This is a genomic window from Shinella granuli (genome assembly GCF_004341885.1).
Lineage (GTDB): Bacteria > Pseudomonadota > Alphaproteobacteria > Rhizobiales > Rhizobiaceae > Shinella > Shinella granuli.
Map to the genome: position 1 here is coordinate 1 of NZ_SLVX01000009.1, position 23,016 is coordinate 23,016.

Below are 23,016 nucleotides of genomic sequence, written 5' to 3' on the forward strand. Positions count from 1 at the left end.
GCTCGGGCTTAAGCCCTCCCGGCGGTCTCAGGCCGGCGCCGCAGTGGCCGACTTTTGCTCCGCCCCGTGGCCGGTTTTTACTCCGCCGTTGACAGTCGTCTCGGAAAGGTTCCGGATTGTAACCGCCGGCATGATGGCAACCTCGCATATTTGATAGCGATGCCATCAATATAAGATCGACGATATCATCCAGTAAGACGATACGGGCGACTGCCAACCGGCCCTCTTTGAAAGGGAGACGGCGCCGATGCCTGGGGATAGGATGGCGCACTGTCGTTTGATCCGGGTGGAGTGCCATGCCCCTTCAAAATCGCGTCACGCCCTTCGGCGAGATCGTCGCGCTTCCGCAGCGTGGCCTGTTTACCGGCAATCGCGGCATCATCCATGACCCGGCGACGAAGACGCTGCTTTCGAAACGCTGGGCGTCCAGGGCCTGGCTGATCTGCCTCCGCGACTTCCAGGGCCGCCGGCGGGAGGTGATGGGGGGACGGAGTTGGACCGAATTGTTCTTCCTCGACGAGGCGGTCGCGCTGGCCGCCGGCCACCGGCCCTGCTTCTTCTGCCGCCGGGAGGCTGCGCAGCGCTTCCAGGCCTGCTGGGCATCGGCGAAGGACGAGCCGCCGCCCTCCGCCGGCACGATGGATGCCGTCCTGCACGGCGAACGCCTGGAAGGCCGGCGCAAGCGCCTCCACCCGATCGCCGGACCTCTGGCGGCGCTTCCCGACGGAGCGGTCGTGGCGGCCGAGGGGCACGCCTTCACCCTTCGCGCCGGCCTCGCTCATCGCTGGACCGCCGATGGCTACGCCCCGCCGCGACGCCTCGACAGCGCCGACGCCCTGCTGACGCCGCCCTCGACGGTCGCGGCGCTTCGTTCCGGCTACCGGCCCGTCCTCCACCCGTCGATCGATTGAGGCGCGTCATACGCGACGGTCACAGCATGGTCATCGCGGTGTAATACGCCTGTCATGCAGGCTTTCTATGCGCAGGGAGGTAACGCACCGCTCAAGAGAGGCCCTCCCATGCGTAAACTCATCCTCGCCCTGGCATCGGCAACGATTCTCGCCGGCGCCGCCAACGCCGCAACCGTCTATCCCATCGATCGCGCCACGATCCTCGTCGGCTCGCCGTTCGACTTCAAGGTCGAGTTCGATGCGGTCGTGAAGCCGGAAGACGTGAAGATCACGGTCAACGGCAAGGACTATGCGGAGGTCTTCGGCAAGCCCGCCGAATTCGTCGCGGAAGAGAAGGGCGCCGAGGACGAAGTGCTGGGTTCGGCGCTCATCCTGCGCGGCCTGACGATCGGCACGGCCGGCGACTACACGGTCGAGGTGTCCGCCGGCAGCGAAACGCAGTCGGTCAACTGGGACGTCTACGAGACCGCCGCCCAGCCGAAGGCGAAGAACATCATCTTCCTGATCGCCGACGGCCTGTCCGTCGCCCACCGCACCGGCGCGCGCATCATGTCCAAGGGCATGACCGAGGGCAAGGCGAACGGCCGCCTGGCGATGGACGATATCCCGCCGGTCGCCTTCATCGGCACGTCCTCCACCCATTCGATCGCCACGGACAGCGCCAACACCATGTCGGCCTACATGACCGGCCACAAGTCGCGCGTCAACGCGCTCGGCGTCTATGCCGACCGCACGCCGGCAAGCCTCGACGACCCGAAGGTCGAGACCATTGCCGAGGCGCTGCGCCGGAACACCAGGAAGTCCATCGGCATCGTCTCCACCTCGGAACTCCAGGACGCGACGCCCGCAGCGCTCGTCGCCCATACGCGCAAGCGCGCCGACAAGGCCGAGATCGTCGGCATGATGCTCGACGTCAAGCCGGACGTCCTGCTCGGCGGCGGCTCGGCCTATTTCCTCTCCAAGGACGTGCCGGGCTCCAAGCGCAAGGACGACAAGGACTATATCGCCGAGTTCCGTAATGCCGATTATGCAATCGCGACGGACAAGGCCGAGCTCGCCGCGGCCGCCGGATCGAACCAGGAGCGGCTGCTCGGCCTGTTCCACACCGGCAACATGGACGTGACGCTCGACCGCGACTTCCTCAAGAAAGGCACCGTCGACAAGTTCCCGAACCAGCCCGGCCTCGTCGAGATGACCAGGGCCGCGCTCGACAAGCTCTCGAAGAACCCGGAAGGCTTCTTCCTGATGGTGGAAGCCGCGTCGGTCGACAAGATGAGCCATCCGCTCGACTGGGATCGCGCGCTCGTCGAGACGATCGAGTTCGACAAGGCCATCGGCGTTGCCCGTGAATTCGCCGAGAAGAACCCGGACACGCTTATCGTCGTGACGGGCGACCACACGCACGGCGTCGCCATCATCGGCACGGTCGACGACGAGAAGCCGGGCGACGTGATGCGCGAAAAGGTCGGCACCTACGACAATGCCGGCTTCCCGAACTACGAGGACAAGGACGGCGACGGCTATCCGGATCGCATCGACGTCTCGCGCCGCCTGTTCCTGGCCGCCAACAACGGCCCGGACCACTACGAGACCTTCCGCCCGAAGCTGGACGGTCCATTCGTGCCGGCCGTGCAGAACGAGGCGAAGGAATATGTTGCCAACGAAGCCTACAAGGACGTGCCCGGTGCGGTCTTCGTGGAAGGCAATATCCCGAAGGAAGACGACACGGGCGTGCATGCCGTCGACGACGTCGTGCTGCAGGCCATCGGCCCCGGCTCCGAAGGGTTCCGCGGCTACATGGAACAGAGCGACGTCTACCGCGTGCTGGCCGATGCCTTCGCGCTCGGCGTGCCGAAGGACTGACACCAGACCTTGCTGGACAGGCGGCCCGCGCCGCCTGTCCACGCTCCTGCCGACAAAGAAGGAGGCCCGGCCATGACGCAGACGGACCGCGTATCGTTCGAGAGGCGCCGGCTGCTTTGCGCGCTGGCGGCCTTGCCCACCCTCGCCCTTTCCCGCCCGGCCCTTGCTGGCGAGACGCTGGGCTTCGGCGAACTCTACAAGAGCTTCGGCGTGCTCGGCCTCGAATTCTCCGACAAGGTGAAGCGGCTGAACGGGCAGGACGTCGCCGTGAAGGGGTTCATGGCGCCGCCGCTGAAGGCGGAGGCGAACTTCTTCGTGCTCACAGAAATCCCGATGTCGCTCTGCCCCTTCTGCTCCTCGGATGCCGACTGGCCGGACAATATCCTCGTCGTCTACCTCGCCGAAAAGCAGACCTTCGTGCAGTACAATGCGCCGATCGAGGCCCAAGGTGTGCTGGAATACGGGTCGTGGGTCGATCCTGAAACCGGCTTCGTCAGCCAGTTGCGCCTGCGCGGCGCCACCTTCGACACGGTCTGACGATGCTCGCGCTCGATATTGCCGGCCTGGAGATGCGCTTTCCGGGCCTCGACACGCCGGTGCTCTCCATCGACAAACTGCATCTTGCCGCAGGCGGCGGCCTTGCGATCACGGGTGCCTCAGGCTCGGGCAAGAGCACGCTGGTCAATGTCGTCACCGGGCTGGAGCGGGCGACGCAGGGATCCGTTTCCTGGGGAGAAACGGAGATCACCCGCCTGCCCACCGGCCGGCGCGATGCCTTCCGCGCCGCCCATATCGGCCTGGTGATGCAGGATTTCCACCTTTTCCCCGGCCTTTCGGCCTACGAGAACGTCGTGCTGCCGGTGCGGCTCGCCCGCCGCCTGAAGCCGGCCGAGCGCGAACGCGCCCTTCACCTGCTCGAAATCACCGGCATTGCCCGCCCCGGCCAGCCCATCGAGACGCTGTCGCGCGGCGAGATGCAGCGCGTGGCGGTGGCGCGGGCGCTGCTGTCGAAACCGGGCGTGATCGTCGCCGACGAACCGACGGCGAGCCTCGACCGCCGCATCGGCGGCGAGGTGGCCGACCTCATCGTGCGGCTTGCCCGCGCGGAGGGTGCCACGCTGCTCGTCGTGACCCATGACCCCGCCCTGGTGGAGCGCATCGGCCGGCATATCGTCCTCGACGGTGGCCGCATCGTCGAGGATGCCGGAAAGGCGGAAGCGGCATGATGGGCTTCATCCTCGCCGATCTTCGCCGGTTCAAGGGCGGCGCGCTCGCCGTGGTCGTGCTGATCGCGCTGTCGGTCGCGCTCAGCGTCGCCGTCACGCTGCAGGAACGGGCCGTCCGGCTCGGCAGCGCACGGGCGGCGGAAAAGTTCGACCTCGTCGTCGGCGCCGCCGGCAGCGAGACGCAGCTTGCCCTGTCGGCCGTCTTCCTCCAGCCATCCCCCCTGCCCCTGATGTCCGGCGCCGTGCTGGAAAAGCTCGCGCGGGACCCGCGCGTTTCCTTCGCCGCCCCCGTCGGCTTCGGCGATTCCGCCGACGGTCGCCCGGTCGTCGGCACGACGACGGCGCTGGTTGCGGCCCTCTCGCCAACACTTGCGGAAGGCGCGGTCTTCGCCCGCCTCGGCGAGGCGGTGATAGGCGCCGACGTGCCGATGCGCCTCGGGGCAAAGATCAAGCCGATGCACGGCGCGGCCGATAGCGGCGGCCATACCCATGTCGAACTCGCCTATACGGTACGCGGCCGCATGGCGCCGACCGGCACCGCCTGGGACCGGGCGATCCTCGTGCCGATCCGGGCCGTCTGGCAACTGCACGGCATGGGCGCGGAGGCCGAACACGCGCACGACCATGGCGACGAAGCGCCTGACGGCGCGGCGGCGGAGGATCACGACCACGCGGTCCATGTCGAGGCGGACGCGGCGCTCGACGAACATTTCGATGCCGAAACGCCCGGCATCCCCGCCGTCCTCGTCAAGCCGAAGACCATGGGCGACGCCTACCGCCTGCGCCAGGAATATCGCGGCGAGACGACGCTCGCCGTGTTCCCCGCCGAGGTGCTGACCCGCCTCTATGCGACGCTCGGCGATGCCCGCAGCCTGCTGCTTGCGATCGCCATCGCCACGCAGGCGATCGTCGTCGCCGCCATCCTGCTCGTCACGATCATGCATGTCGGCGCCCGCCGGCGGCAGATCGGGGCGCTCAGGGCCTTTGGCGCCCCGCGCCGGGCGGTCTTCGCGATCGTCTGGGGCGAACTCTTCCTGCTGCTGCTGGCCGGTTTCGCCCTCGGCCTTGCCATCGGCTATGGCGCGGCACGGGCCATCTCCGCCGCCCTCGCCTCCACGACGGCGGTCCATATGCCCGTGGAATTCGCCCGGGCGGATCTCTCGCTGGCGATGTGGTTCGCCGCTCTTGCGGTGCTGGTGTCGATCGTACCGGCGCTTTCGGCCCTTCGCCTCAGCCCGGCGGCCGCCTTGAGAGCCTGATGGAGCTGGAGGCAGGACGGTCCGCATGGCCCCGGCAAAAATCGCCGGGCCCGTTTCCGGAATTGCTCTGTCGACCGGTCAGATAGCCTCGCCGATGATCCTTGCAACCAGCGCCAGTGAGATCGCGCCGGCGTCCGGATGGCCGATGCTGCGTTCGGCGAGCGGGCGGGCACGGCCGAGTTTCGGCGTCAGCGCGGCGGTGGCGTCGGCCGCTGCCGTCGCAGCGCCTGCGGCGTCGATCCAGGCGGATTTCAGCGGCTTGCCGGCTACAAACGACGCTTCCAGCGTCTCGACGAAGGGCACGAGCGCATCGACGAGGGTCTTGTCGCCGACGCGGGCGCGGCCAAGCCGCGTCACCGCATCGAGCGCAAGACGCGCGCCCCTGACCACGGCGGCGTCATCGAAAACGGCATCGTCGGAAAGCGCGTTGCTCCAGGCGCGCAGCAGCAGGCCCCAGATGGCACCCGACGTGCCGCCCGCCCGGTCCGCCCAGGCATCGCCGGCGACCGCAAGCGTGCTCGCAGCGCCGGCACCGGCGGCGAGTGCCTGCCCCACGGCGTCTTCGGCGGCGGCGGAGCCGCGGCGCATGCCCTGGCCATGGTCGCCGTCGCCGGCCTGCGCGTCGATGCGGCCCAGCTCGTCCTCCGCGTCCTTCAACCCTTTGGCGGCAAGGCCGAGAAGCCTTGCGATGCAGGCCGCGTCCTTGCGCGAGGCGGCCGAGGACGGGCCGAAGGTCGGCGCGGCATCCTCGTTGACGATGGTATCAGTGGCCGGCTCCGTGCGGATCTCGCCGCCGCGCCGGAGGACGGGCGTATCGCAGGCCGCGGTCCAGTAGGTTTCGAGCTCCGCATCCAGCCATATCAGCGTCAGCGAGCAGCCCTGCATGTCGAGGCTGGTGACATATTCCCCCGCCTCGGGCGCCACGATCTCCAGCCCGGCCGCCTTCAGCAGCCCGGAGATCGCGGTCCAGAGAACGAAGAGCTCCTCGTATTTCGTTGCGCCGAGGCCATTGAGCACCGCTGCCACGCGCGTGACGCCCTGCGGGCGCTCGGCAAGAAGCCGTTCGACGAGGAGGGCCGCAAGATCCTTCGCCGGCACGACGGCCTCCTCGCGGATGCCCGGTTCGCCATGGATGCCGAGGCCGAGCGCCATGCGGCCCTTCGGCACGGTGAAGAGCGGGCCGCCGGCGCCGGGCAAGGTGCAGCCGTCAAAGGCGACGCCGAAGGAGACGGTGCGGTCGTTGGCACGGCGCGTGATGCGCTCCACCTCGTCGAGGGAAAGGCCGGCTTCCGCCGCCGCGCCCGCGACCTTGAACACGGCAAGATCACCCGCAATGCCACGGCGCTTTCCATGCGCCTCGGCCGGCGCGCTCGCCACGTCATCGGTGACGGGAACGATGCGCACATCGATGCCCTCGGCCCTGAGACGCTCGGCGGCGACACCGAAATTCAGCACGTCGCCGGCATAGTTGCCGAAGCCGAGCAGGATGCCGCCGCCGTGATGGGCCTGCCGGCAGACGCGGGCGACCGCCGCCGTCGAGGGCGAGGCGAAGACGTCGCCGGCAACCGCCGCGTCCGCCATGCCCGCGCCGACATAGCCGGCAAAGGCCGGATAATGCCCCGAACCGCCGCCGACGACGACCGAGACCTTGCCCTCCGGCACTCGTGTCGCCCGCACCACGCCGCCGCGCACGAGGCGGACATGGCGGCTGTAGAGATCGGCAAAGCCGGCAAGCGCGGTGGCCGCGAAATCCTCCGGTGCATCGAAGATGGTGGTCATGGTGATCGTCCCTCGTCTTGCTGGATCGTCGTGTCAGCGGCGCGGCAGGATGCGCCGCAGGTAATCGCGGTTGGCGGCCGAGACCGAAAGGCCGTCGCCGCCGTAATGCTCGCAAAGGAAGGCGCTGCGGAAACCGTGCGCAAGCGCCATGCGGATGGCGGCGCGGTAGTTGATGATGCCCGTCTCCAGCGGCGCCGGATGGGTGACGATCACCCCCGTTCCCGGATCCTCCGTGCGCGTATAGTTCTTGACGTGCCAGTATTTCGCGAAGGGCGCGACCTTCTCCATCATCGCCTGCCAGTGCTCGACGGGGCGGTGCAGGCGGATGAGGTTGCCGATATCCGCATTGATGCCGACATTCGGCAGGCCGACCGCCTCGACGAAACGCACGCTGCTGTCGGCCGTGCCGAGATAGGTATCCTCGTACATTTCCAGCGCCACCTCGATGCCGAGCTCCTCGGCATGGCGACCGAGCTCGCGGATGCGCGCGACGGCCTTCTGCCAGACGGCCGGATCATCAGGATTGCGCGGGCCATCGACCGTCCAGAACCAGAGCGCCGTCTTCTGCCCGGCCGTCAGCGGCTCGAAGAGGCCGAAGGAGACGGCGCCCGCGCCGATCGCCTTCGCGGTGTCGATGACGCGGTGGCCATAGGCGAGATAGGCATCGCCATGGACGGCATCGATGACGCTGCGGCGGGAGGTCGAGATCGCCGGGATCGTCAGGCCGAGCGAGCGCACCAGCGCCATGAAGGCGTCGAGCCGCGCCGGCGAAAGGTCGGCGAGCCGCAGCCAGCTATCCGTCGGGTCGAGCTCGGTGAAGCCGGCATCGACGACGTCGTCGAGCGTCGCCGCCCATTCCTCGACGGACTGGTCCTGCACCGAACGGCCGTCCGCCAGGAGGTTGGGATACTGGATCATCGCGGCCGCGATCGGCCAGGTCTCACGGGTCCATGCGGGTGCCGGAACGGTCATGGCGAACTCCTGATGCGGAAAGGGTGGGGAGCCGGCGGATCAGACCGCCGGCGTGCCGTCCTGCGGGGACTTGGGAACGCCGAGCCGGCGGCGGCGCGAGATGCCGAGGAGCCAGAAGACGAGCGGCGAGAAGAGCAGCGCAAGGCCGATCAGCATCAGCGTCGTCACCAGCCCGTTCGACCAAAAGACCGAAAGCTGGCCGCCGGACAAGAGCATGGACTGCCGGAAGGCATCCTCCGCCTTGTCGCCGAGCACCATGGCAAGCACGAGCGGGGCAAGCGGATAATCGAGCTTCTTGAAGACATAGCCGAGGAGGCCGAAGAGAAGCACCAGCCACATGTCGCTGACGGCATTGCCGACCTGGTAGGCGCCGGACAGGATGATGGCGACGATGATCGGCCCGATGATGGCGAAGGGCACGCGCAGGATCGAGGCATAGAGTGGCACGGTGGCGATCACCAGCACGACGGCGACGATGTTGCCGAGATACATGGAGGCGATCAGGCCCCAGACGAAATCCGGCCGGTCGGTGAAGAGCGTCGGACCGGGCGTCAGGCCCCAGATCATCAGGCCGCCCATCATGACGGCCGCGGTGGCCGAGCCCGGCACGCCGAGCGCGAGCATTGGCAGCAACGCGGAGGTGCCGGCGGAATGGTCGGCCGTCTCCGGCGCGACGACGCCGCGCGGATCGCCCTTGCCGAACTGCGACTTGTCGCGGGCCGAGCGGCGGGCGACGCCGTAGCTCATGAAGGAGGCCGCCGTCGGGCCGGCGGGCGTGATGCCCATCCAGATGCCGATCAGCGTGGAGCGCGCGATGGTGAACCAGTAGCGCGGCATCTCGACCAGCGTGCGGCCGATCTCGACGAGCTTCACGCGCGCCTTGATGCCCTCGAAGCGCAGCCCCTCCTCCGTGGTCAGCAGCAGTTCGCCGATGCCGAAGAGGCCCATGACGGCGATGAGGAACGAGACGCCCTTGATGAGTTCGGGAATGTCGAAGGTCAGGCGCAGGTTGCCCGAGATCGTGTCCATGCCGACGGAGGCGAGCGCGAAGCCGATCATCATGGAGACGAGCGTCTTGAACGGCGACTGGGCGCCCATCGAGATGAAGCTCGCGAAGGCGAGGAAATAGACGGCGAAATATTCCGGCGAGGAGAAGCGCAGCGCAAAATTGGCGACCCAGCCGGAAAGCAGCGTGATCATCACGACGCCGGCAAGCGCGCCGAGACCGGCCGAGACGAAGGCGAGCGTCAGCGCCCGGCTCGCCTCGCCCTTCTTCGCCATCGGATAGCCGTCGAAGGTGGTGGCGACGGAAGAGGGCTCGCCTGGAATGTTGAAGAGGATGGAGGTCGTCGACCCGCCGAAGAGCGCGCCCCAATACATGCAGGAGAGCAGGATGATGGCCGAGATCGGATCCATCGAGAAGGTGAGCGGCAGGAGCAGCGACACGCCGTTCGGCGCGCCGAGGCCAGGCAGCACGCCCACCAGGATGCCGAGCGTGACGCCGAGCATCATGAGCAGGATGTGGTTAAAGCTCAGGATATGGCCGAAGCCATCCATGAGAAGACCGATATTTTCCATGTCTTTCCTCCGAAGACCGGCGCCCCCGCGCGATCAGTAGATCCCGAAGAAGGCCTCGACCGGACCCTTCAGGAGCGGAACCTTGAAGCCGATCTCGAAAATGACGAAGAAGAAGAGGGCGACGCCGATGCCCGCGGCAAGGCCGGCCCACCACTTGTACTTGCCCTGGAAGGTCATCGTTCCGGCGATGTAGAGCGCGGTGCCGACATAGAGGCCGACGAGGGTGGAGACCGCGGCGAAGGCGACGAGCGGCAGCAGGAAGCCGAGCACGACCTTGAAGCGCGCCATGTCGACGAAGATCTCGCCGCTGCCGCGATGCTTGACGACAGCGTAGACGAGGTTCATCGCGCTGCCGAAGACGATCAGCAGGCCGATATAGAAGGGGAAATAGCCGGCATCCGGCCCCATCTCCGTCCAGCCTGCGCCGGCCTCGATCGAGCCGTAGGCGACGGCGATGCCGAAGGCGCCCGTCAGGAGGGCGACGCCCGTTTCCATGGCGAAACGGGAAAGCCCATTCGCGCTGTTCTCACGCATGGATCAGACCTTTCCGAAAGGGGGTGCGGATGCCGTGGGGCATCCGCGCGGAACCTTGGGAGGTTCAGTTCGCAAGCCAGCCTTCGCGCTTCAGCACGGCGCTGACGGCGGCCTCGTCCTTCTTGATGAAATCCGCAAACTCCGCGCCGCTCATATAGGTGCCGGACTGCGAGGTGTCGGCAAGATATTTCTGCCATTCCGGCGTCTCGGACACCTTCTTCAGGACATCCGCATAGAAGCTGACGACCTCGGGCTCGACACCGGCGGCAAGCCAGACGGTGCGGGGCATGGCGTAGTTGTCGATGGCGATGCCGCTGTCCTTGCAGGTCGGGATGTCGGCCCAGCCCTGGTCGCCGGCCACCTTCGCATCGTTCTTCAGCTTTTCCGACTTGAAGACGCAGACCGGCTTGACCATGCCGGCCTGCCACTGGCCAAGGTTCTCGCTCGGATTGTTGACATTGGCCGCGACGTGGTCGCCGGCAAGCTGCACGGCCGCCTCGCCGCCGCTCTTGAACGGAACGTAGCCGATATCGGCACCGGTCGCCTCGTTGATCATCGAGGTGAGGATCTGGTCGACGTCCTTGGACTGGCTGCCGGCGACCTTCAGCGTGCCCGGCGCCGCCTTGGCCTTCTCTACGAAATCGGCGGCTGTCTTGATGTCGGACTTGCCGTTGACCCAGAGCACGAATTCGTCGGAGGCGAGCGCGGCGACCGGCGTCAGGTCGGCGGCGGCGTAGGGCACCTTGGCGCGGACCGGCAGCAGATAGGCGTTGTTCGTGCCGAAGGTCAGCTTGTGGGCATCGCCCTTTGCGGTCGCGGCATATACGAAGCCCTCCGCGCCGCCGGCGCTGCCCTTGTTGGTCACCACCACCGGCGCCTTCATCAGCTCGTACTTGGCGATGATCGACTGGATGGTGCGGGCGAAGATATCCGTGCCGCCGCCGGGGCCGGCCGTGACGACGAATTCGACCGGGCGCTCCGGCTCGAAGGCGAAGGCCGGCAGGGCGACGCCCGATGCGGCCGCAACGATGCAGGCAATGGTAAGGGACTTTTTCATCTTGCTCCTCCGTTGGGATGATCCCGGCACGAACCTCCTCCGTGCCGGTATACCTCAAAAATTCGACAGGTCAGGCGGCGGCTGAAAGCGCGGCGGCCTTTTTCGCCATGCGCGCGGCCAGAAGCAGCGCCTCGCGGCTCGCGCCGACATCGGCAATGCCCTTGCCGGCAATGTCATAGGCCGTGCCGTGGGCCGGCGTGCAGAGCGGGAACGGCAGGCCACCCATCATGGTGACGCCCTTGTCGAAGCCCATGAGCTTCATCGCGATCTGGCCCTGGTCGTGATACATGGTCATGACCGCCTGGAAGCCGTCCTTCAGGGCGCGCAGGAAGACGGTATCGGCCGGGAACGGACCCTCGACATCGAAACCGCGCGCCTTCGCCGCCGCAACGGCAGGCTCGATGATGTCGATCTCCTCCATGCCGAAGGAACCGCCGTCGCCGGCATGCGGGTTGAGGCCGGCAACGGCGATGCGCGGATTGTGATAGCCCGCATTGCGCAGGCAGGCCGCGGTGAGCTCGATCTCGGCGAGGATCGCCTCGACCGAAAGCGCCGCCGCCACGTCCTTCAGCGGAATGTGCGAGGTGACGCGCGCATTCCAGACCTTTTCCAGCACGTTGAACTCGCGGACCTTGCCGGTGAAGCCGATGACATCGGCGACGAAGCGGATCTCGTCGTCATAACCCGGATAGGCGTAGCGCATGGCCTTCTTGTTGAAGGGCGTGAAGCAGACGGCCCCGGCCTTGCCCCGATCGGCAAGCTGCAGCGCGGTGCGGAAATTGGTCGTCGCGAAGGTACCGCCGGCAAGCGTCGCCTCACCACGCACCACGTCCGCCGGGTCGAGATGGGCAAGGTCGATGAAGACATGGCGCTCGCCGCTCGCCGCACCGAAGGTCTCGAGCGTTGCGTCCTCCAGGTCGAGGTCGAGGCCGGCCGCCTTCGCGCCCTCGTCGAGAATGCGGCGATCGCCGATCACCACGAGATGGGCCGCCGCCTTGACGTCGTCGAGCGCGATGATGCGGGCGGTCAGCTCGGGGCTGATGCCGGCCGGGTCGCCCATGGCGAGCGCGATAACGGGACGCGCGTCTTTTGCGCTCTCGGTCATGATGAAGCTCCTCCGCTGCATTCTGTATGCAGCTTTCATACGGTATCCAAAATGCTGCATCAAGTCTTTTGTATTTTGTATGCAGCATTTTTTATTGACGCCGCCCTCCGGCCTCTCCATGCTCGCACCAAATCGCCAACGCGGCCGGCGCCCTCGGACCGGACCTGAAATACGCAAGATCAAAGACATGGATGAGATCAGAAGCTTGGGGCTCCCGGAAAGCAGCCTGCCGGAACCGATCCGCCGCACGGCGCTGCACGACACGCTCGTCGGCCGCCTGCGCGACATGATCATCGAAGGGCACCTGTCGCCGGGAACGCGCCTCAACGAAGGCCAGCTCGGCCAGATGCTCGGCGTTTCGCGCACCCCCCTGCGCGAGGCCATCAAATATCTGGCGAGCGAAGGCCTGGTCGAGCTCGTTCCCAGCCGCGGCGCCGTCGTGAAGCGCTTCGGAGCGAAGGACGTCAAGGACATGCTCTCGGTCCTCGCCACGCTGGAGGAACTGGCGGGCAGGCTGGCCTGCGCCAGCGCGCGCGACGAAGAGATCGCGGAAATCCGTGCCCTGCACGACCGCATGGTCCGGCATTATAAAGCGGGCGACCGCCTGGAATATTACAAGCTCAACCAGGCGATCCACACACGTATCGTCGCCATTTCAGGCAATGCCGCGCTGGCCGAGGTGCACGGCATGCTGCAGACCCGGCTGAAGCGCATCCGCTTCGTCGGCCATGAAGGCCCCGAAAAATGGGCCGCCGCCGTCGGCGAGCACGAGGAAATGGTCGCCGCGCTGGAGGCGCGCGATGCCGACCGACTGTCCGAAGTTCTCGGACGCCACCTGAAAAAGGCCTGGGAGCGTGTGAGCGAGACGCTGGAGGGCGCCGGCCGGTAAAGGATCGGCTCACCTGGCAGCACGGATGTTCAGCCGCGTCTTGGCAACGGCATCTTCGGCCCGGAAATGCGGAGAATGCCGTTACGGGCCGGCATGAACTGGATGTCGACGGGCGTTGGAGCGTTTCCGTTTTTCTTCGAATCGCAGTTCCGGACGCAAAACCGCGTCGCACTTTTGCTGGAATTGCTTAGAACGTCACCGCTCCATGCGCGCTCGCCACCGCCTTGCGCAGGTCCTCGATCGCCCCGTTGGACGCCGCGGGAAGCGTTTCGCCCTCCAGTTCGCGCGGCATCTTCCAGCCGGGATCGATGCCCTCCATGTTGGGCAGTTCGTGCGCGATGCCCTTGTGGCAATCGATGCAGGTCGCCTTGCCGGGCAGGAGGAACTTCGCGTGGATATCGGCCGCGCGCTGGGTCTGCTTGGTGAAGTCCATCGCGACGGCCGAATGGCAGTTGCGGCATTCCAGGCTGTCATTCGCCTTCAGCCGCGCCCATTCATGCTGGGCAAGCTCCAGCCGGTGGTCGAGGAATTTCTCGCGCGTGTTGATCGTGCCGAAGATCTTGCCCCAGACCTCCTTCGAGGCCTGCATCTTGCGGGCGATCTTGTCGGTCCATTCGTGCGGCACATGGCAATCCGGACAGGAGGCGCGCACGCCGGAGCGGTTGGTGAAATGCACCGTGTTGGTCAGCTCCTGGTAGACGTTGTCCCGCATCTCATGGCACGAGGTGCAGAATTTCTCCGTGTTCGTCAGCTCCAGCGCGGTGTTGAAGGCGCCCCAGAACATGACGCCGCCGACGAAGCCGCCGAGCGTCAGGAAGGCGAGGCTGAGCGTTGCCGCCGGCGTGGTCAGAATGGTCCAGACCCAGGCGATCAGTGCCTTGATGCGCGCAACCATCACTCGCTTCCCGCCCTGGTGACGCCCATCTCGCTCATGTCCTTGAAGGTGTTCTCGACGAGCGGCTTGTGATCGGCCTGCGGCACATGGCAGGCGGTGCAGAAATAGCGCCGCGGCGAGACGTCGGCGAGCATCTGGCCCTCGCGCGTCATGTAGTGTGTGATGCTGATCATCGGCGCGCCGGCATCCTGCGAGAACTCACGCTTGTGGCAGGAAAGACAGCGATTGGCGTTGACCGACAGCTGGTAGCCGTCGATCGAGTGCGGGATGACGGGCGGCTGTTCCGGATAGGCGCGCATGCGGCGGATGTCGTCGATGACCCATTTCGGCAGGGGATCGGCCGGCAGGGTCTGCATCGCATCGCCCTGCGGGCCGGAAAGCTGCGGCACCATCTGCGCCATGGCGCCGGTGGCAAGCACCGCCACGCCGATCGCGGCGAAAATCCATCCGGGGCTCGGGGTCAGGCGACGGGTTCGATCTTGACTGCGCATTTCTTGAAATCCGTCTGTTTCGAGATGGGGTCGGTGGCGTCGAGCGTGACCTTGTTGATGAGCTGGCTGGCATCGAACCACGGCACGAAGATCACGCCCGGCGGCATGCGGTTGCGCCCGCGCGTCTCGACGCGCGAGCGGATCTCGCCGCGCCGCGAGATGATGCGGATCTCCGATCCCTGGTTGAGGCCGCGCTTGCGCGCATCGTCGGCATTCATGAAGCAGCGCGCGCCGGGGAAGGCCTTGTAGAGCTCGGGGACGCGCATGGTCATCGAGCCGGAATGCCAGTGCTCCAGCACGCGGCCGGTGACCAGCCAGGTGTCGAACTCGTCGTCAGGGGATTCGGCCGGCGGCTCGTAGGGCACGGCGATGATCGCCGCCTTGCCGTCCGCATTGCCGTAGAACTTCACGCCCTCACCGGGCTTCACATAGGGATCGTACCCTTCGCGGTAGCGCCACAGCGTCTCCTTGCCGTCGACCACCGGCCAGCGCAGGCCGCGCACCTCGTGATAGGTGTCATAGGGCGCAAGGTCGTGCCCATGGCCACGGCCGAAGGCGGCATATTCCTCGAAGAGGCCCTTCTGCAGGTAGAAGCCGAAATGCTGCGCCTCGTTGTTGGCGTGGTCCGGGCTGACCTCGCTGATCGGGAACTTCGCCACGTCGCTTTCGGCGAACAGCACCTGGTAGAGCGTCTTGCCCTTGTAGGCGGGGTTGGCGGCGAGGATGTCCGCAGGCCACACCTCGTCCGTCGTGAAGCGCTTGGAGAATTCGACCATCTGCCAGAGGTCGGACCGCGCCTCGCCCGGCGCCTGAACAAGCTGGTGCCAGACATGGGTGCGCCGCTCGGCATTGCCATAGGCACCTTCCTTCTCCACCCACATGGCGGCGGGAAGGATGAGGTCCGCGCTCATCGCCGTGATCGTCGGATAGGCATCCGACACGACGATGAAGTTTTCCGGATTGCGGTAGCCCTGATAGGTCTCGTTCGAGGTGTTCGGGCCGGCCTGGACGTTGTTGTTGACCTGCACCCAGTAGAAATTGAGCTTGCCGTCGCGGAGCATGCGGTCCTGCTGGACGGCGTGATAGCCGGGCTTTTCCGGAATGATGCCATGCGGCACGCGCCAGATCTCTTCGGCATGCTTGCGGTGTTCCGGGTTCGTCACCACCATATCGGCGGGCAGGCGATGCGCGAAGGTGCCGACCTCGCGCGCCGTGCCGCAGGCAGACGGCTGGCCGGTCAGCGAGAAGGGGCTGTTGCCGGGTTCGGAAATCTTGCCTGTCAGGAGATGCAGGTTATAGACCATCTGGTTCGCCCAGACGCCGCGCACATGCTGGTTGAATCCCATGGTCCAGAGCGACATGACCTTGCGGTCCGGATCCGCATAGAGCTCGGCGAGCTGCCGGAGGAAGCCGGCCTCGACACCGGTCATCTCGACGGCCTTTTCCAGCGTGTATTCCGCGACGAAGGCCTTGAAGGCCTCGTAGTCCATCGGCTCCGTCTTGCCCGGATCGGCGGAATTGGCGGCATTCACCTCCACCGGATTGTCCGGCCTGAGGCCGTAGCCGATATCGGTGACGCCGCGCACGAACTTCGTGTGACTCTGCACGAAATCCTCGTTCACCCGGCCGGACTGGATGATGTGGTTGGCGATGTAGTTGAGGATGACGAGGTCCGTGCCCGGCTTGAAGACCATCGGGATATCGGCGAGGTCCATGCTGCGATGGGTGAAGGTGGAAAGCACCGCCACGCGCACATGCTCGTTGCCGAGCCGCCGGTCGGCGATGCGCGTCCACAGGATCGGGTGCATCTCCGCCATGTTCGAGCCCCAGAGCACGAAGGCGTCGGCATGCTCGAAATCGTCGTAGCAGCCCATCGGCTCGTCCATGCCGAAGGTGCGCATGAAGGCGACGGCGGCCGATGCCATGCAGTGGCGGGCGTTCGGGTCGAGATTGTTCGAGCGGAAGCCGGCGCGCATCAGCTTGGTGGCGGCATAGCCCTCGAAGATCGTCCACTGGCCGGAGCCGAACATGCCGACGGCGGTCGGCCCTTTTTCCTTCAGCACCTTCTTGGCCTGTTCGGCCATCACGTCGAAGGCTTCTTCCCAGGTCACCGGCTCGAACTCGCCGTCCTTGGCATAGACGCCGTTGCGCTTGCGCAGGAGCGGCGCCGTCAGGCGGTCGGAGCCGTACATGATCTTCGAGAGGAAATAGCCCTTGATGCAGTTGAGGCCGCGGTTGACCTCGGCCTGCATGTCGCCGTGCGTGGCGACGACCTTTCCCTCCTTGACGCCCACCATGACGCCGCAGCCCGTGCCGCAGAAGCGGCAGGGCGCCTTGTCCCATTTGATCTCCAGCGCGCTCACCCCGCCCGGAACCGGCTGGGCGGCAGCGGGAAGCGCGATGCCCGCCGCCGCCGCCGCGACGCCCGCCGCCTGGGCCTTCAGGATGTCACGCCGCGTCAGTTCGCTGCCCATGCACCTCGTCCTCTTCCAATTCGACATGTTCGAAAACCATGTTCGCCGCGATCACGCCGTCGAGGACGGAGATGCGCATCAGCGTATCCCCGAGCACGCCGGTGCTCGGCCCCTCGATGACGACGACGATCTTGCCCTTGTCGCAGCCGTGCACCTCGACATTGTCGAAGCCCGCGAGCGCCGCCAGCACGCTGTCGAGCGCACCCGGCTTCGTGGCAATCACAGCGCTGGAAATATGATGTTGCCGCCGTTCAGGCATAAGCGGCCTCCGCGTTTCGCGGCGCGGTCGAAACCGCGCCGACGGGACAGACGGAGATGCAGGCGCCGCAGCCCGTGCAAGCCTCGGCCAGGAGGTCCGGCACGAACGGCCCGCCGCGCACCGGCCGGAAGCGGATAGCGGCGGTGGGACAGGCATCCCGACAGGCCTGACAGTCGACACCCTGGAACGGCAGGCAGGAGGACGCGATGGCGACGACATGATCGAAGCGGCCGGCGACGCCATCGGCGAACACCGGCTCGGGACAGTTTTGCGCGCAGGCGCCGCAGAAGGTGCATTCCGCCGTGGAGAAATCGAGCGCGGGCAGGCCATCGACAAGGGCGATGACGCCGGTCGGACAGTGTTCCACGCATTGCCCGCAGCCCGTGCAGGCCGCAAGGCCTTCCTCCGCGATGCCGGGCGGGCGAATACGGGCGGCGGCGCTGCGCCGGCCACCGCTCAGAAAGGTCCGCCTGGAGAGAGCCTGCTGCACCATGACCTTCCCCTCAATGCCCGGGCGGGCCCGGCGGGCCATAGAGGATCTGGAACATCCAGACGAGGAAACCATAGCCGCCGACGACACCGACGGCGACGATCGGCCAGATGCCGAAAGCAAGGACAAAGAACGTGATGAGCTCCCGCCGCCGACGCGATCCGGGCCTTTGCGGCGTCAGTTGTTCCGGGGCGACCTCAGACAAGGTATACGTCCTCCGATACCATTCATTGTCGTAATACTAGCATTGCCCCGCTGAAAATAAAGTGAATTAAACTTTTCTATTTTAATCAAGTATATATTTGCGCAACATCAATTGCCGTTGTATTCAATAGAATATAACGATTGAAAGAACTTCGTCTAAAATAATCCAAAAATACGGAATAGCAGCCGATCACGACGGAGAAATATTAGAGAATCATCATCTCCGAAAGAAAACTATTCATCGGCAACCGGAGCGCCGGTCTTCATCGACCACGCACCGTCACGCCTCCTCGCCGACAAGCATCTGCCGGCGGGCGAAAGGCCGATGCCGCCCCTCATTCGCCGTTGCGCGTCCGTCAGTCCTCTTCCGCGCGCCCGCAACGCCAGTAGGAAACGACGAGGTGCTCGGTGTTGGAAAGGCGCCTTTCCTGCCGCGCGAAGCTGCGGATCGCCCGGAACGCTTCGAACTCGCAGCCCGCCCAGACATAGACGGCCTCGCCGTCCATCGGGAATGCCACGGACCGCACGGCATCGATCAGCAGGCTCGTGCTGCCCGGCGGCCGGCCATCGCGGAACAGCCATTCGACGGCGATCGCGGGCGGCGGCGCAAGGGCCTGGACCTCGCCGGCATCCGCGACCTCGATGAAGACCCGGCCGCGTGCGCCCGCCGGCAGGTTTTCCAACATGCGGGCGACGGCCGGCAGCGCCGTCTCGTCGCCGGCGAAAAGATACCAGTCGGCCGCAACGAGGCCGCCGCCGCCGGGGCCGACCACGCCGACCCGGTCGCCGACCGCCGCGGCCGCCGCAAAGCCGGAGCCGGGACCTGCATCCGCATGGAGCACGAAATCGATATCGAGCGTGCCGGCGGCCAGATCGACGGAGCGCACCGTATATTTGCGCATCAGCGGGCGCAGCTCGGGCTTTTCCCAGGCGATCACCCCGTTCGCGCCGACATGCGGCCATTGCGGCTCTCCCGCCTCCGGCCGCTGCACCATGAGATTGAGGTGCAGCGCGTCGAGCCCGGCGAACCGCGCGACGTTTTCGCCGGACAGCGTCAGGCGGCGCATGTGCGGCGTCAGCGTCCGGCAGGCGACGACCTGAAGGATCTGGAAGTTCGGCGGGCGGACGATCTCCTCGCCATCGCCCGTCCAGGTGATGGCCGGCGGATCGTCGCCGGCAAATTCCAGGATATGCGAGGCGACGGCCATGCGGGCGAGATAGAGCCCTTCGAGATCCGGCGCGGCGACATCGACCAGCGTCGCCTCGCCCTCGCGCGAGAACTGCGCGCGGATGCTCCCGAGTCGAAGCAGCGGGCCGGTCGGCCCCTCGCTCACCTCCGCATTGTGTTCCTGCATATGATCGCAGAATTCCGCGATGACGGGAGCGGGGTTGCGCAGGGCGATCCGCGCCCGGGCGGTGTACTGTCTTGCGTGCATGTCTCTTTCCTATTGCGCGTCGATCCAGAAGGTGCCCTCCAGCGGCACCGCCAGGAAACGGTCGTTGATCTCGGCGAGCGTCTTGGCGGGATCGACATCCGCGACGAGATCAGGGTGCATCCACTTCGCGAAACATTCGAAGACGAGGATGTTGAGAACCGAGATCGACAGTTGGTGCGACACCGCATGCGCCCGGCCCTGCTGCACCGCCGTCAGCCCGTCGCGCAGGCCCTTGCCGAGAATATCCCGGAAGGATCCGCGCGCGCTTTCGGCATCGACATCGCCGCCGAGCACGAGGCCGCCCTGGGCGGCAAGATGCGGGCCGCCGGTGGCGATATAGACCGTGGGATCCGCGCCGAGCACGAATTCTGGGCTGAGCTGGCCGTCATAGCCCGGCACATCCGCGCCGATGCTCTCGCCGCCCGCAAGCCGCAGATAGTCCGTCATGCGATTGCCCTTGCCGGGCGTCGAGCAGCAGGTGGCCCCCGCATGGGCATCGACCAGCACGGAAACCGGCTTCGCCCTGGCCGTGCGCTCCGTGATGCGCCGGTAGCGTTCCTGCAGGAAATCGCCGAACGCCCTGCCCTTCGCCTCCTGGCCAATGGCGGCGGCAAGCAGTGTGACGGAGAAGGCGGTCGTTTCCGCCGGCCCCTTGTCGTCGTTCACCGGCCCGTCGAGGAAGAGGACGGGCACGCCCGCCGCCTCCAGCGTCGCGGCCGCCTCCGTCCAGCCGCTCTCCCAGATGGAGACGACGAAAAGGTCCGGCTTGACCGAGAGGATCGCCTCGACGGATGTCTTCCCCGGCAGCACGGCGCCGACGGTGGGAACGGCGTCGATATCAGGGAAGCGCCGGCGATAGGCCTCGTACATGCCGCGATCGATGCGCTGCGGCGCGGCCCAGCCGGCGATGCGCGCGACGGGATCGGGATCGACAAGGGCGAGCGAGAGGAGCAGCAGGCTTTCGTTCGTGACGATGCGGCGCGCCGGCTCAGCAAGGCGCACGCTGCGCCCGGCGGCATCCGACAGCAGGATCTCGGCCCGCGCCGGCAAGGCGAAGGCCGGAAACGCCAGCAGCAACAGCAGCGACAGCCGACAGAGGGCCGCCGGCAAGCCGGCGCCCCCTCCCCTCGTCCCGGTTCGATGCGAGGCGCTCACCACGAATATTTCAGGCTCGCGGTGATGGCGCGGCCCGCGCCGTAGTTACAGCTTCCACCGGTGCTGTTGAGGCAATGGGAGACGTACTCCTTGTCGAACAGATTGGTGACGTTGACCCGAAGCTTCGTGCCGGAAAAATCCTTGTCGATGGCGCCGAAATCGTATTCCGCGCCGATATCGACGAGCGCCCGGCCGGGAATGCGCAGTTCCGCCTTGTAGGTGCTGTCCGTCTGGTAGGAGGACATGGCCCGCACGCCCGCGGTGAGCGTCAGCCCCTCTGCGAAGGCCGGCCGATAACTGAGCCAGACGCTGCCCTGATGCTCGGGCAGGCGCAGCACCTCACGGCCGAGCTCGACGGGATTGTTGGACTTCAGCACTTCCGAATGGGAATAGGCATAGGCGGCGAGAAGGTCGAGCTCCGGCGTCAGCTCATACTTGCCCTCGATCTCAAGGCCACGCACCCGCTGGCGGCCAGATTGCACGTCGAACAGGATATCGGCCGGGTCCGGCGTCAGGGCGTTGTCGAGCGTCAGGTCGAAGAGCGAGGCGGTGATCATGCCGCGGCCGCCTGGGGGCTCGTATTTCAGGCCGATCTCATACTGCTCGGCCGTCTGCGCCCGGAAGGGGTTGCCGTCCCGGTCCGTGCCGAGCGTCGGCAGGAACGAGGTCGCATAGCTGGCATAGGGCGCAAGGCCGTTGTCGAAGAGATAGGTGAGGCCCGCGCGCCAGGTCAGCTCCCGGTCCCGCGTCGTCACGGTCGGCGTGCCAGCAAGGCGGTTCGTGCTGTCGATCTCGGACAGGTCGTAGCGCAGGCCGAAGGTGCCCACCCAGTTGTCGTAGCGGATCTGGTCCTGCATGTAGAAGCCGAGCTGCTGCTGCTCCTGCAGGCCGGAGCGCTGGATGGCCGGCACGGGGATGTCCACCTCGCCGTAGCGCGGGTCGAGGAGGTCGAGCGGCGGCACGCCGGCGACGGCATTGCCGAAATTGGTGGAGGACGTCGCCTTCAGGTAATCGAGGCCGAAGAGCATCGTGTGGTCGAGCGCGCCGGTATCGAAGCGGGCTTCGAGCTGCGTGTCGACATTGAAGGCCGAGACCCGGTCGTCGGAGATCGCCGAGGCGCGGTTGAGCGTGTGCCCGTCCGGCTGCCAGGCGAAGGCCGGGTTGACGAGGACGAGGAACATGTTCTGGTCGGAGCGGCTGTAGCGCAGGTTCTGCCGCACCGTGAAGGTTTCGTTGAACTCGTGCTCGAATTCATAGCCGAGGGCGTAGAAGTCCCGGTCGAAGACATCCGCGTTGGGATCGCCGAGATAGATGTCGCGCGGCACGCGGGCGGTCGGATTGTCGATCAGCGTGCCGACGGCGGGGTAGAAGCGCGGGCTGAAGGTCGGGCGGTCCTTCTGGTAATAGCCGTAGAGCGTGAGCGTGGTCTGGTCGGTGGGCGACCAGGTGAGGCTCGGCGCCAGCATCAACTGCTTCTCCCGTTCCCGGTCGACCTGACTGCCCATGTTCTTGCCAAGCGCGACGAGGCGGTAGAGCCAGTCGCCGTCCTCGGTCAGCGGGCCGGTCATGTCGAGCGTCGCCTGCACGCCGCCATGCGAGGAGGTCTGGAGGCCCGCCTCGTTGTGCGCCGTCGCCTGCGGGCGCTTGCTCACCTGGTTGATGAGGCCGCCCGGCACGGTGCTGCCGTAGAGCACGGAGGCCGGCCCCTTGATGACGTCGATGCGTTCCAGCGCGAAGGCATTGACGCTCGGCGTCGCATAGTTGCTCGGGTCGCCCGGCAGAATGAGCCCGTCGAGCCACATCGTGCCATAAGCGTTGAAGCCGCGGATATAGAGCCAGTCGTAGCGGATGTCGTAGCCGTTCGGGTCCGGATGCACGCCCGGCGTATAGCGCAGCGCCTCGGCGACCGTGTTCACGCCCTGCGCATCCATCTGGTCGCGCGTGACGACGCTGACCGCCTGCGGCGTTTCGAGCAGGGACGTGTCCGTCTTGGAGGCGCTGAGGCTGCGCTTTGCGACGATGCCCTGGTCCGGCCCCTTCGGGTTGTCCTCGCCGCCCTCGACGGTGATCGTCTGGAGCGCCGTTGTGCCGGCCTCCTGCGCCTGTGCCGGGCCGGCAAGCCCGGCCAGCGCCACGGTCGCGGCCAGCCACAGGCGCCTGTGCCAGATCGCGCGCCCCGCCCTCTCCGTTGCTCCCATCACCGTCTCTTCTGCCAATCTCATGATCGCGGTCCCACCGTCCGATAGCCTTTTCCTAAACTTGACCTCTTAAATCAAGTTAAGCTATCTCTAGGGCAACACTTGCACGACGGACAATGTCGGCACCTTTGCGCACCGCGCAGATGCCTTTGCGCACCGGCAAATCTCCGCGCAGTGCCGGAATTCGATCACCAATAACGGGTCATCCTGCGCAATGCCGGTGACCGGAACAGTGAAGGAC

The 23,016-nt window shown here is 66.4% G+C and carries 21 protein-coding genes; 6 read left to right on the forward strand and 15 right to left on the reverse strand.

Features of this window, described 5'->3' with window-relative positions:
• The first annotated feature begins 296 nt into the window (after nt 1-296).
• The 5 genes from EV665_RS15700 to EV665_RS15720 all read left to right on the forward strand — a co-directional run bounded on the left by EV665_RS15700 (nt 297) and on the right by EV665_RS15720 (nt 5,259).
• On the forward strand, nt 297-911 hold the full coding sequence (locus EV665_RS15700; RefSeq protein WP_133034803.1) for a hypothetical protein: 615 nt from the start codon (nt 297-299) through the stop codon (nt 909-911).
• Between the two features lie 108 nt (nt 912-1,019).
• Entirely contained in the window at nt 1,020-2,774 is a 1,755-nt protein-coding gene (locus EV665_RS15705) for an alkaline phosphatase (RefSeq protein ID WP_133034804.1), read from the forward strand.
• A 72-nt stretch (nt 2,775-2,846) separates the two neighbouring features.
• Complete coding sequence (locus EV665_RS15710; protein WP_133034805.1) at nt 2,847-3,311, forward strand: hypothetical protein; 465 nt, start codon at nt 2,847-2,849, stop codon at nt 3,309-3,311.
• 2 nt (nt 3,312-3,313) lie between these two features.
• Nucleotides 3,314-4,000, forward strand: a complete 687-nt coding sequence (locus EV665_RS15715; RefSeq protein ID WP_133034806.1) for an ABC transporter ATP-binding protein — start codon at nt 3,314-3,316, stop codon at nt 3,998-4,000.
• Nucleotides 3,997-5,259 carry an FtsX-like permease family protein gene (locus tag EV665_RS15720; protein WP_133034807.1) on the forward strand — a complete coding sequence of 421 codons (1,263 nt, stop codon included), beginning with the start codon at nt 3,997-3,999 and terminating at the stop codon, nt 5,257-5,259. Before EV665_RS15715 ends, EV665_RS15720 begins: the two co-directional genes overlap by 4 nt.
• A gap of 78 nt (nt 5,260-5,337) precedes the next feature.
• On the opposite strand, the gene EV665_RS15725 is transcribed toward EV665_RS15720, so the two are convergent.
• The 6 genes from EV665_RS15725 to EV665_RS15750 form a co-directional block, all read right to left on the reverse strand.
• Complete coding sequence (locus EV665_RS15725; protein WP_133034808.1) at nt 5,338-7,038, reverse strand: dihydroxyacetone kinase family protein; 1,701 nt, start codon at nt 7,036-7,038, stop codon at nt 5,338-5,340.
• Between the two features lie 33 nt (nt 7,039-7,071).
• Nucleotides 7,072-8,010 (reverse strand): sugar phosphate isomerase/epimerase family protein, encoded by a 939-nt coding sequence (locus tag EV665_RS15730; RefSeq protein WP_064333860.1) that lies wholly within the window; start codon nt 8,008-8,010, stop codon nt 7,072-7,074.
• 39 nt (nt 8,011-8,049) lie between these two features.
• Complete coding sequence (locus tag EV665_RS15735) at nt 8,050-9,588, reverse strand: tripartite tricarboxylate transporter permease (protein WP_064333859.1); 1,539 nt, start codon at nt 9,586-9,588, stop codon at nt 8,050-8,052.
• 33 nt (nt 9,589-9,621) lie between these two features.
• On the reverse strand, nt 9,622-10,122 hold the full coding sequence (locus tag EV665_RS15740) for a tripartite tricarboxylate transporter TctB family protein (RefSeq protein ID WP_133034809.1): 501 nt from the start codon (nt 10,120-10,122) through the stop codon (nt 9,622-9,624).
• 64 nt (nt 10,123-10,186) lie between these two features.
• Nucleotides 10,187-11,179, reverse strand: coding sequence for a Bug family tripartite tricarboxylate transporter substrate binding protein (locus tag EV665_RS15745; RefSeq protein ID WP_133034810.1), 993 nt, complete (start codon nt 11,177-11,179; stop codon nt 10,187-10,189).
• Nucleotides 11,180-11,249: 70 nt separating this feature from the next.
• Nucleotides 11,250-12,284: a 4-hydroxythreonine-4-phosphate dehydrogenase PdxA gene (locus tag EV665_RS15750; RefSeq protein ID WP_133034811.1), complete on the reverse strand. Its 1,035-nt coding sequence runs from the start codon at nt 12,282-12,284 to the stop codon at nt 11,250-11,252.
• Between the two features lie 187 nt (nt 12,285-12,471).
• On the opposite strand from EV665_RS15750, the gene EV665_RS15755 reads away from it, so the two are divergent.
• Nucleotides 12,472-13,173 carry a GntR family transcriptional regulator gene (locus tag EV665_RS15755; RefSeq protein ID WP_133034812.1) on the forward strand — a complete coding sequence of 234 codons (702 nt, stop codon included), beginning with the start codon at nt 12,472-12,474 and terminating at the stop codon, nt 13,171-13,173.
• A gap of 187 nt (nt 13,174-13,360) precedes the next feature.
• Here the strand turns inward: EV665_RS15755 and EV665_RS15760 are convergent, their stop codons facing one another.
• The 9 genes from EV665_RS15760 to EV665_RS15800 all read right to left on the reverse strand — a co-directional run bounded on the left by EV665_RS15760 (nt 13,361) and on the right by EV665_RS15800 (nt 22,799).
• Nucleotides 13,361-14,068 (reverse strand): cytochrome c3 family protein, encoded by a 708-nt coding sequence (locus EV665_RS15760; RefSeq protein ID WP_064333854.1) that lies wholly within the window; start codon nt 14,066-14,068, stop codon nt 13,361-13,363.
• Nucleotides 14,068-14,559 (reverse strand): nitrate reductase cytochrome c-type subunit, encoded by a 492-nt coding sequence (locus EV665_RS15765; protein ID WP_064333853.1) that lies wholly within the window; start codon nt 14,557-14,559, stop codon nt 14,068-14,070. The genes EV665_RS15760 and EV665_RS15765 overlap by 1 nt, the downstream gene beginning before the upstream one ends.
• Nucleotides 14,529-17,033, reverse strand: coding sequence for a periplasmic nitrate reductase subunit alpha (gene napA, locus EV665_RS15770; RefSeq protein ID WP_133034813.1), 2,505 nt, complete (start codon nt 17,031-17,033; stop codon nt 14,529-14,531). Before napA ends, EV665_RS15765 begins: the two co-directional genes overlap by 31 nt.
• Nucleotides 17,008-17,292: a chaperone NapD gene (locus tag EV665_RS15775; protein WP_064333851.1), complete on the reverse strand. Its 285-nt coding sequence runs from the start codon at nt 17,290-17,292 to the stop codon at nt 17,008-17,010. Before EV665_RS15775 ends, napA begins: the two co-directional genes overlap by 26 nt.
• The gene (gene napF / locus EV665_RS15780) at nt 17,285-17,785 is read right to left on the reverse strand and encodes a ferredoxin-type protein NapF (RefSeq protein WP_133034814.1); all 501 of its coding nucleotides are present in this window, start codon (nt 17,783-17,785) and stop codon (nt 17,285-17,287) included. Before napF ends, EV665_RS15775 begins: the two co-directional genes overlap by 8 nt.
• Before the next feature lie 10 nt (nt 17,786-17,795).
• On the reverse strand, nt 17,796-17,963 hold the full coding sequence (napE, locus tag EV665_RS15785) for a periplasmic nitrate reductase, NapE protein (RefSeq protein ID WP_133034952.1): 168 nt from the start codon (nt 17,961-17,963) through the stop codon (nt 17,796-17,798).
• A 379-nt stretch (nt 17,964-18,342) separates the two neighbouring features.
• Nucleotides 18,343-19,422, reverse strand: coding sequence for a siderophore-interacting protein (locus EV665_RS15790; protein ID WP_133034815.1), 1,080 nt, complete (start codon nt 19,420-19,422; stop codon nt 18,343-18,345).
• A 9-nt stretch (nt 19,423-19,431) separates the two neighbouring features.
• Nucleotides 19,432-20,532, reverse strand: coding sequence for an ABC transporter substrate-binding protein (locus EV665_RS15795; protein WP_133034816.1), 1,101 nt, complete (start codon nt 20,530-20,532; stop codon nt 19,432-19,434).
• 41 nt (nt 20,533-20,573) lie between these two features.
• Nucleotides 20,574-22,799, reverse strand: coding sequence for a TonB-dependent siderophore receptor (locus EV665_RS15800; RefSeq protein WP_245507727.1), 2,226 nt, complete (start codon nt 22,797-22,799; stop codon nt 20,574-20,576).
• Nucleotides 22,800-23,016 lie beyond the last annotated feature (217 nt).

What these genes read in the sequence shown, in the direction of transcription:
- napA (WP_133034813.1), bottom strand. Translation starts at nt 17,033, where the DNA reads ATGGGCAGCGAACTGACGCGGCGTGACATCCTGAAGGCCCAGGCGGCG.
- EV665_RS15750 (WP_133034811.1), bottom strand. Translation starts at nt 12,284, where the DNA reads ATGACCGAGAGCGCAAAAGACGCGCGTCCCGTTATCGCGCTCGCCATG.
- EV665_RS15715 (WP_133034806.1), top strand. Translation starts at nt 3,314, where the DNA reads ATGCTCGCGCTCGATATTGCCGGCCTGGAGATGCGCTTTCCGGGCCTC.
- EV665_RS15790 (WP_133034815.1), bottom strand. Translation starts at nt 19,422, where the DNA reads ATGCACGCAAGACAGTACACCGCCCGGGCGCGGATCGCCCTGCGCAAC.
- EV665_RS15745 (WP_133034810.1), bottom strand. Translation starts at nt 11,179, where the DNA reads ATGAAAAAGTCCCTTACCATTGCCTGCATCGTTGCGGCCGCATCGGGC.
- EV665_RS15760 (WP_064333854.1), bottom strand. Translation starts at nt 14,068, where the DNA reads ATGGTTGCGCGCATCAAGGCACTGATCGCCTGGGTCTGGACCATTCTG.
- EV665_RS15735 (WP_064333859.1), bottom strand. Translation starts at nt 9,588, where the DNA reads ATGGAAAATATCGGTCTTCTCATGGATGGCTTCGGCCATATCCTGAGC.
- EV665_RS15730 (WP_064333860.1), bottom strand. Translation starts at nt 8,010, where the DNA reads ATGACCGTTCCGGCACCCGCATGGACCCGTGAGACCTGGCCGATCGCG.
- EV665_RS15720 (WP_133034807.1), top strand. Translation starts at nt 3,997, where the DNA reads ATGATGGGCTTCATCCTCGCCGATCTTCGCCGGTTCAAGGGCGGCGCG.
- EV665_RS15725 (WP_133034808.1), bottom strand. Translation starts at nt 7,038, where the DNA reads ATGACCACCATCTTCGATGCACCGGAGGATTTCGCGGCCACCGCGCTT.
- EV665_RS15775 (WP_064333851.1), bottom strand. Translation starts at nt 17,292, where the DNA reads ATGCCTGAACGGCGGCAACATCATATTTCCAGCGCTGTGATTGCCACG.
- EV665_RS15705 (WP_133034804.1), top strand. Translation starts at nt 1,020, where the DNA reads ATGCGTAAACTCATCCTCGCCCTGGCATCGGCAACGATTCTCGCCGGC.
- EV665_RS15765 (WP_064333853.1), bottom strand. Translation starts at nt 14,559, where the DNA reads ATGCGCAGTCAAGATCGAACCCGTCGCCTGACCCCGAGCCCCGGATGG.
- EV665_RS15740 (WP_133034809.1), bottom strand. Translation starts at nt 10,122, where the DNA reads ATGCGTGAGAACAGCGCGAATGGGCTTTCCCGTTTCGCCATGGAAACG.
- napF (WP_133034814.1), bottom strand. Translation starts at nt 17,785, where the DNA reads ATGGTGCAGCAGGCTCTCTCCAGGCGGACCTTTCTGAGCGGTGGCCGG.
- EV665_RS15700 (WP_133034803.1), top strand. Translation starts at nt 297, where the DNA reads ATGCCCCTTCAAAATCGCGTCACGCCCTTCGGCGAGATCGTCGCGCTT.
- EV665_RS15710 (WP_133034805.1), top strand. Translation starts at nt 2,847, where the DNA reads ATGACGCAGACGGACCGCGTATCGTTCGAGAGGCGCCGGCTGCTTTGC.
- EV665_RS15800 (WP_245507727.1), bottom strand. Translation starts at nt 22,799, where the DNA reads ATGAGATTGGCAGAAGAGACGGTGATGGGAGCAACGGAGAGGGCGGGG.
- EV665_RS15755 (WP_133034812.1), top strand. Translation starts at nt 12,472, where the DNA reads ATGGATGAGATCAGAAGCTTGGGGCTCCCGGAAAGCAGCCTGCCGGAA.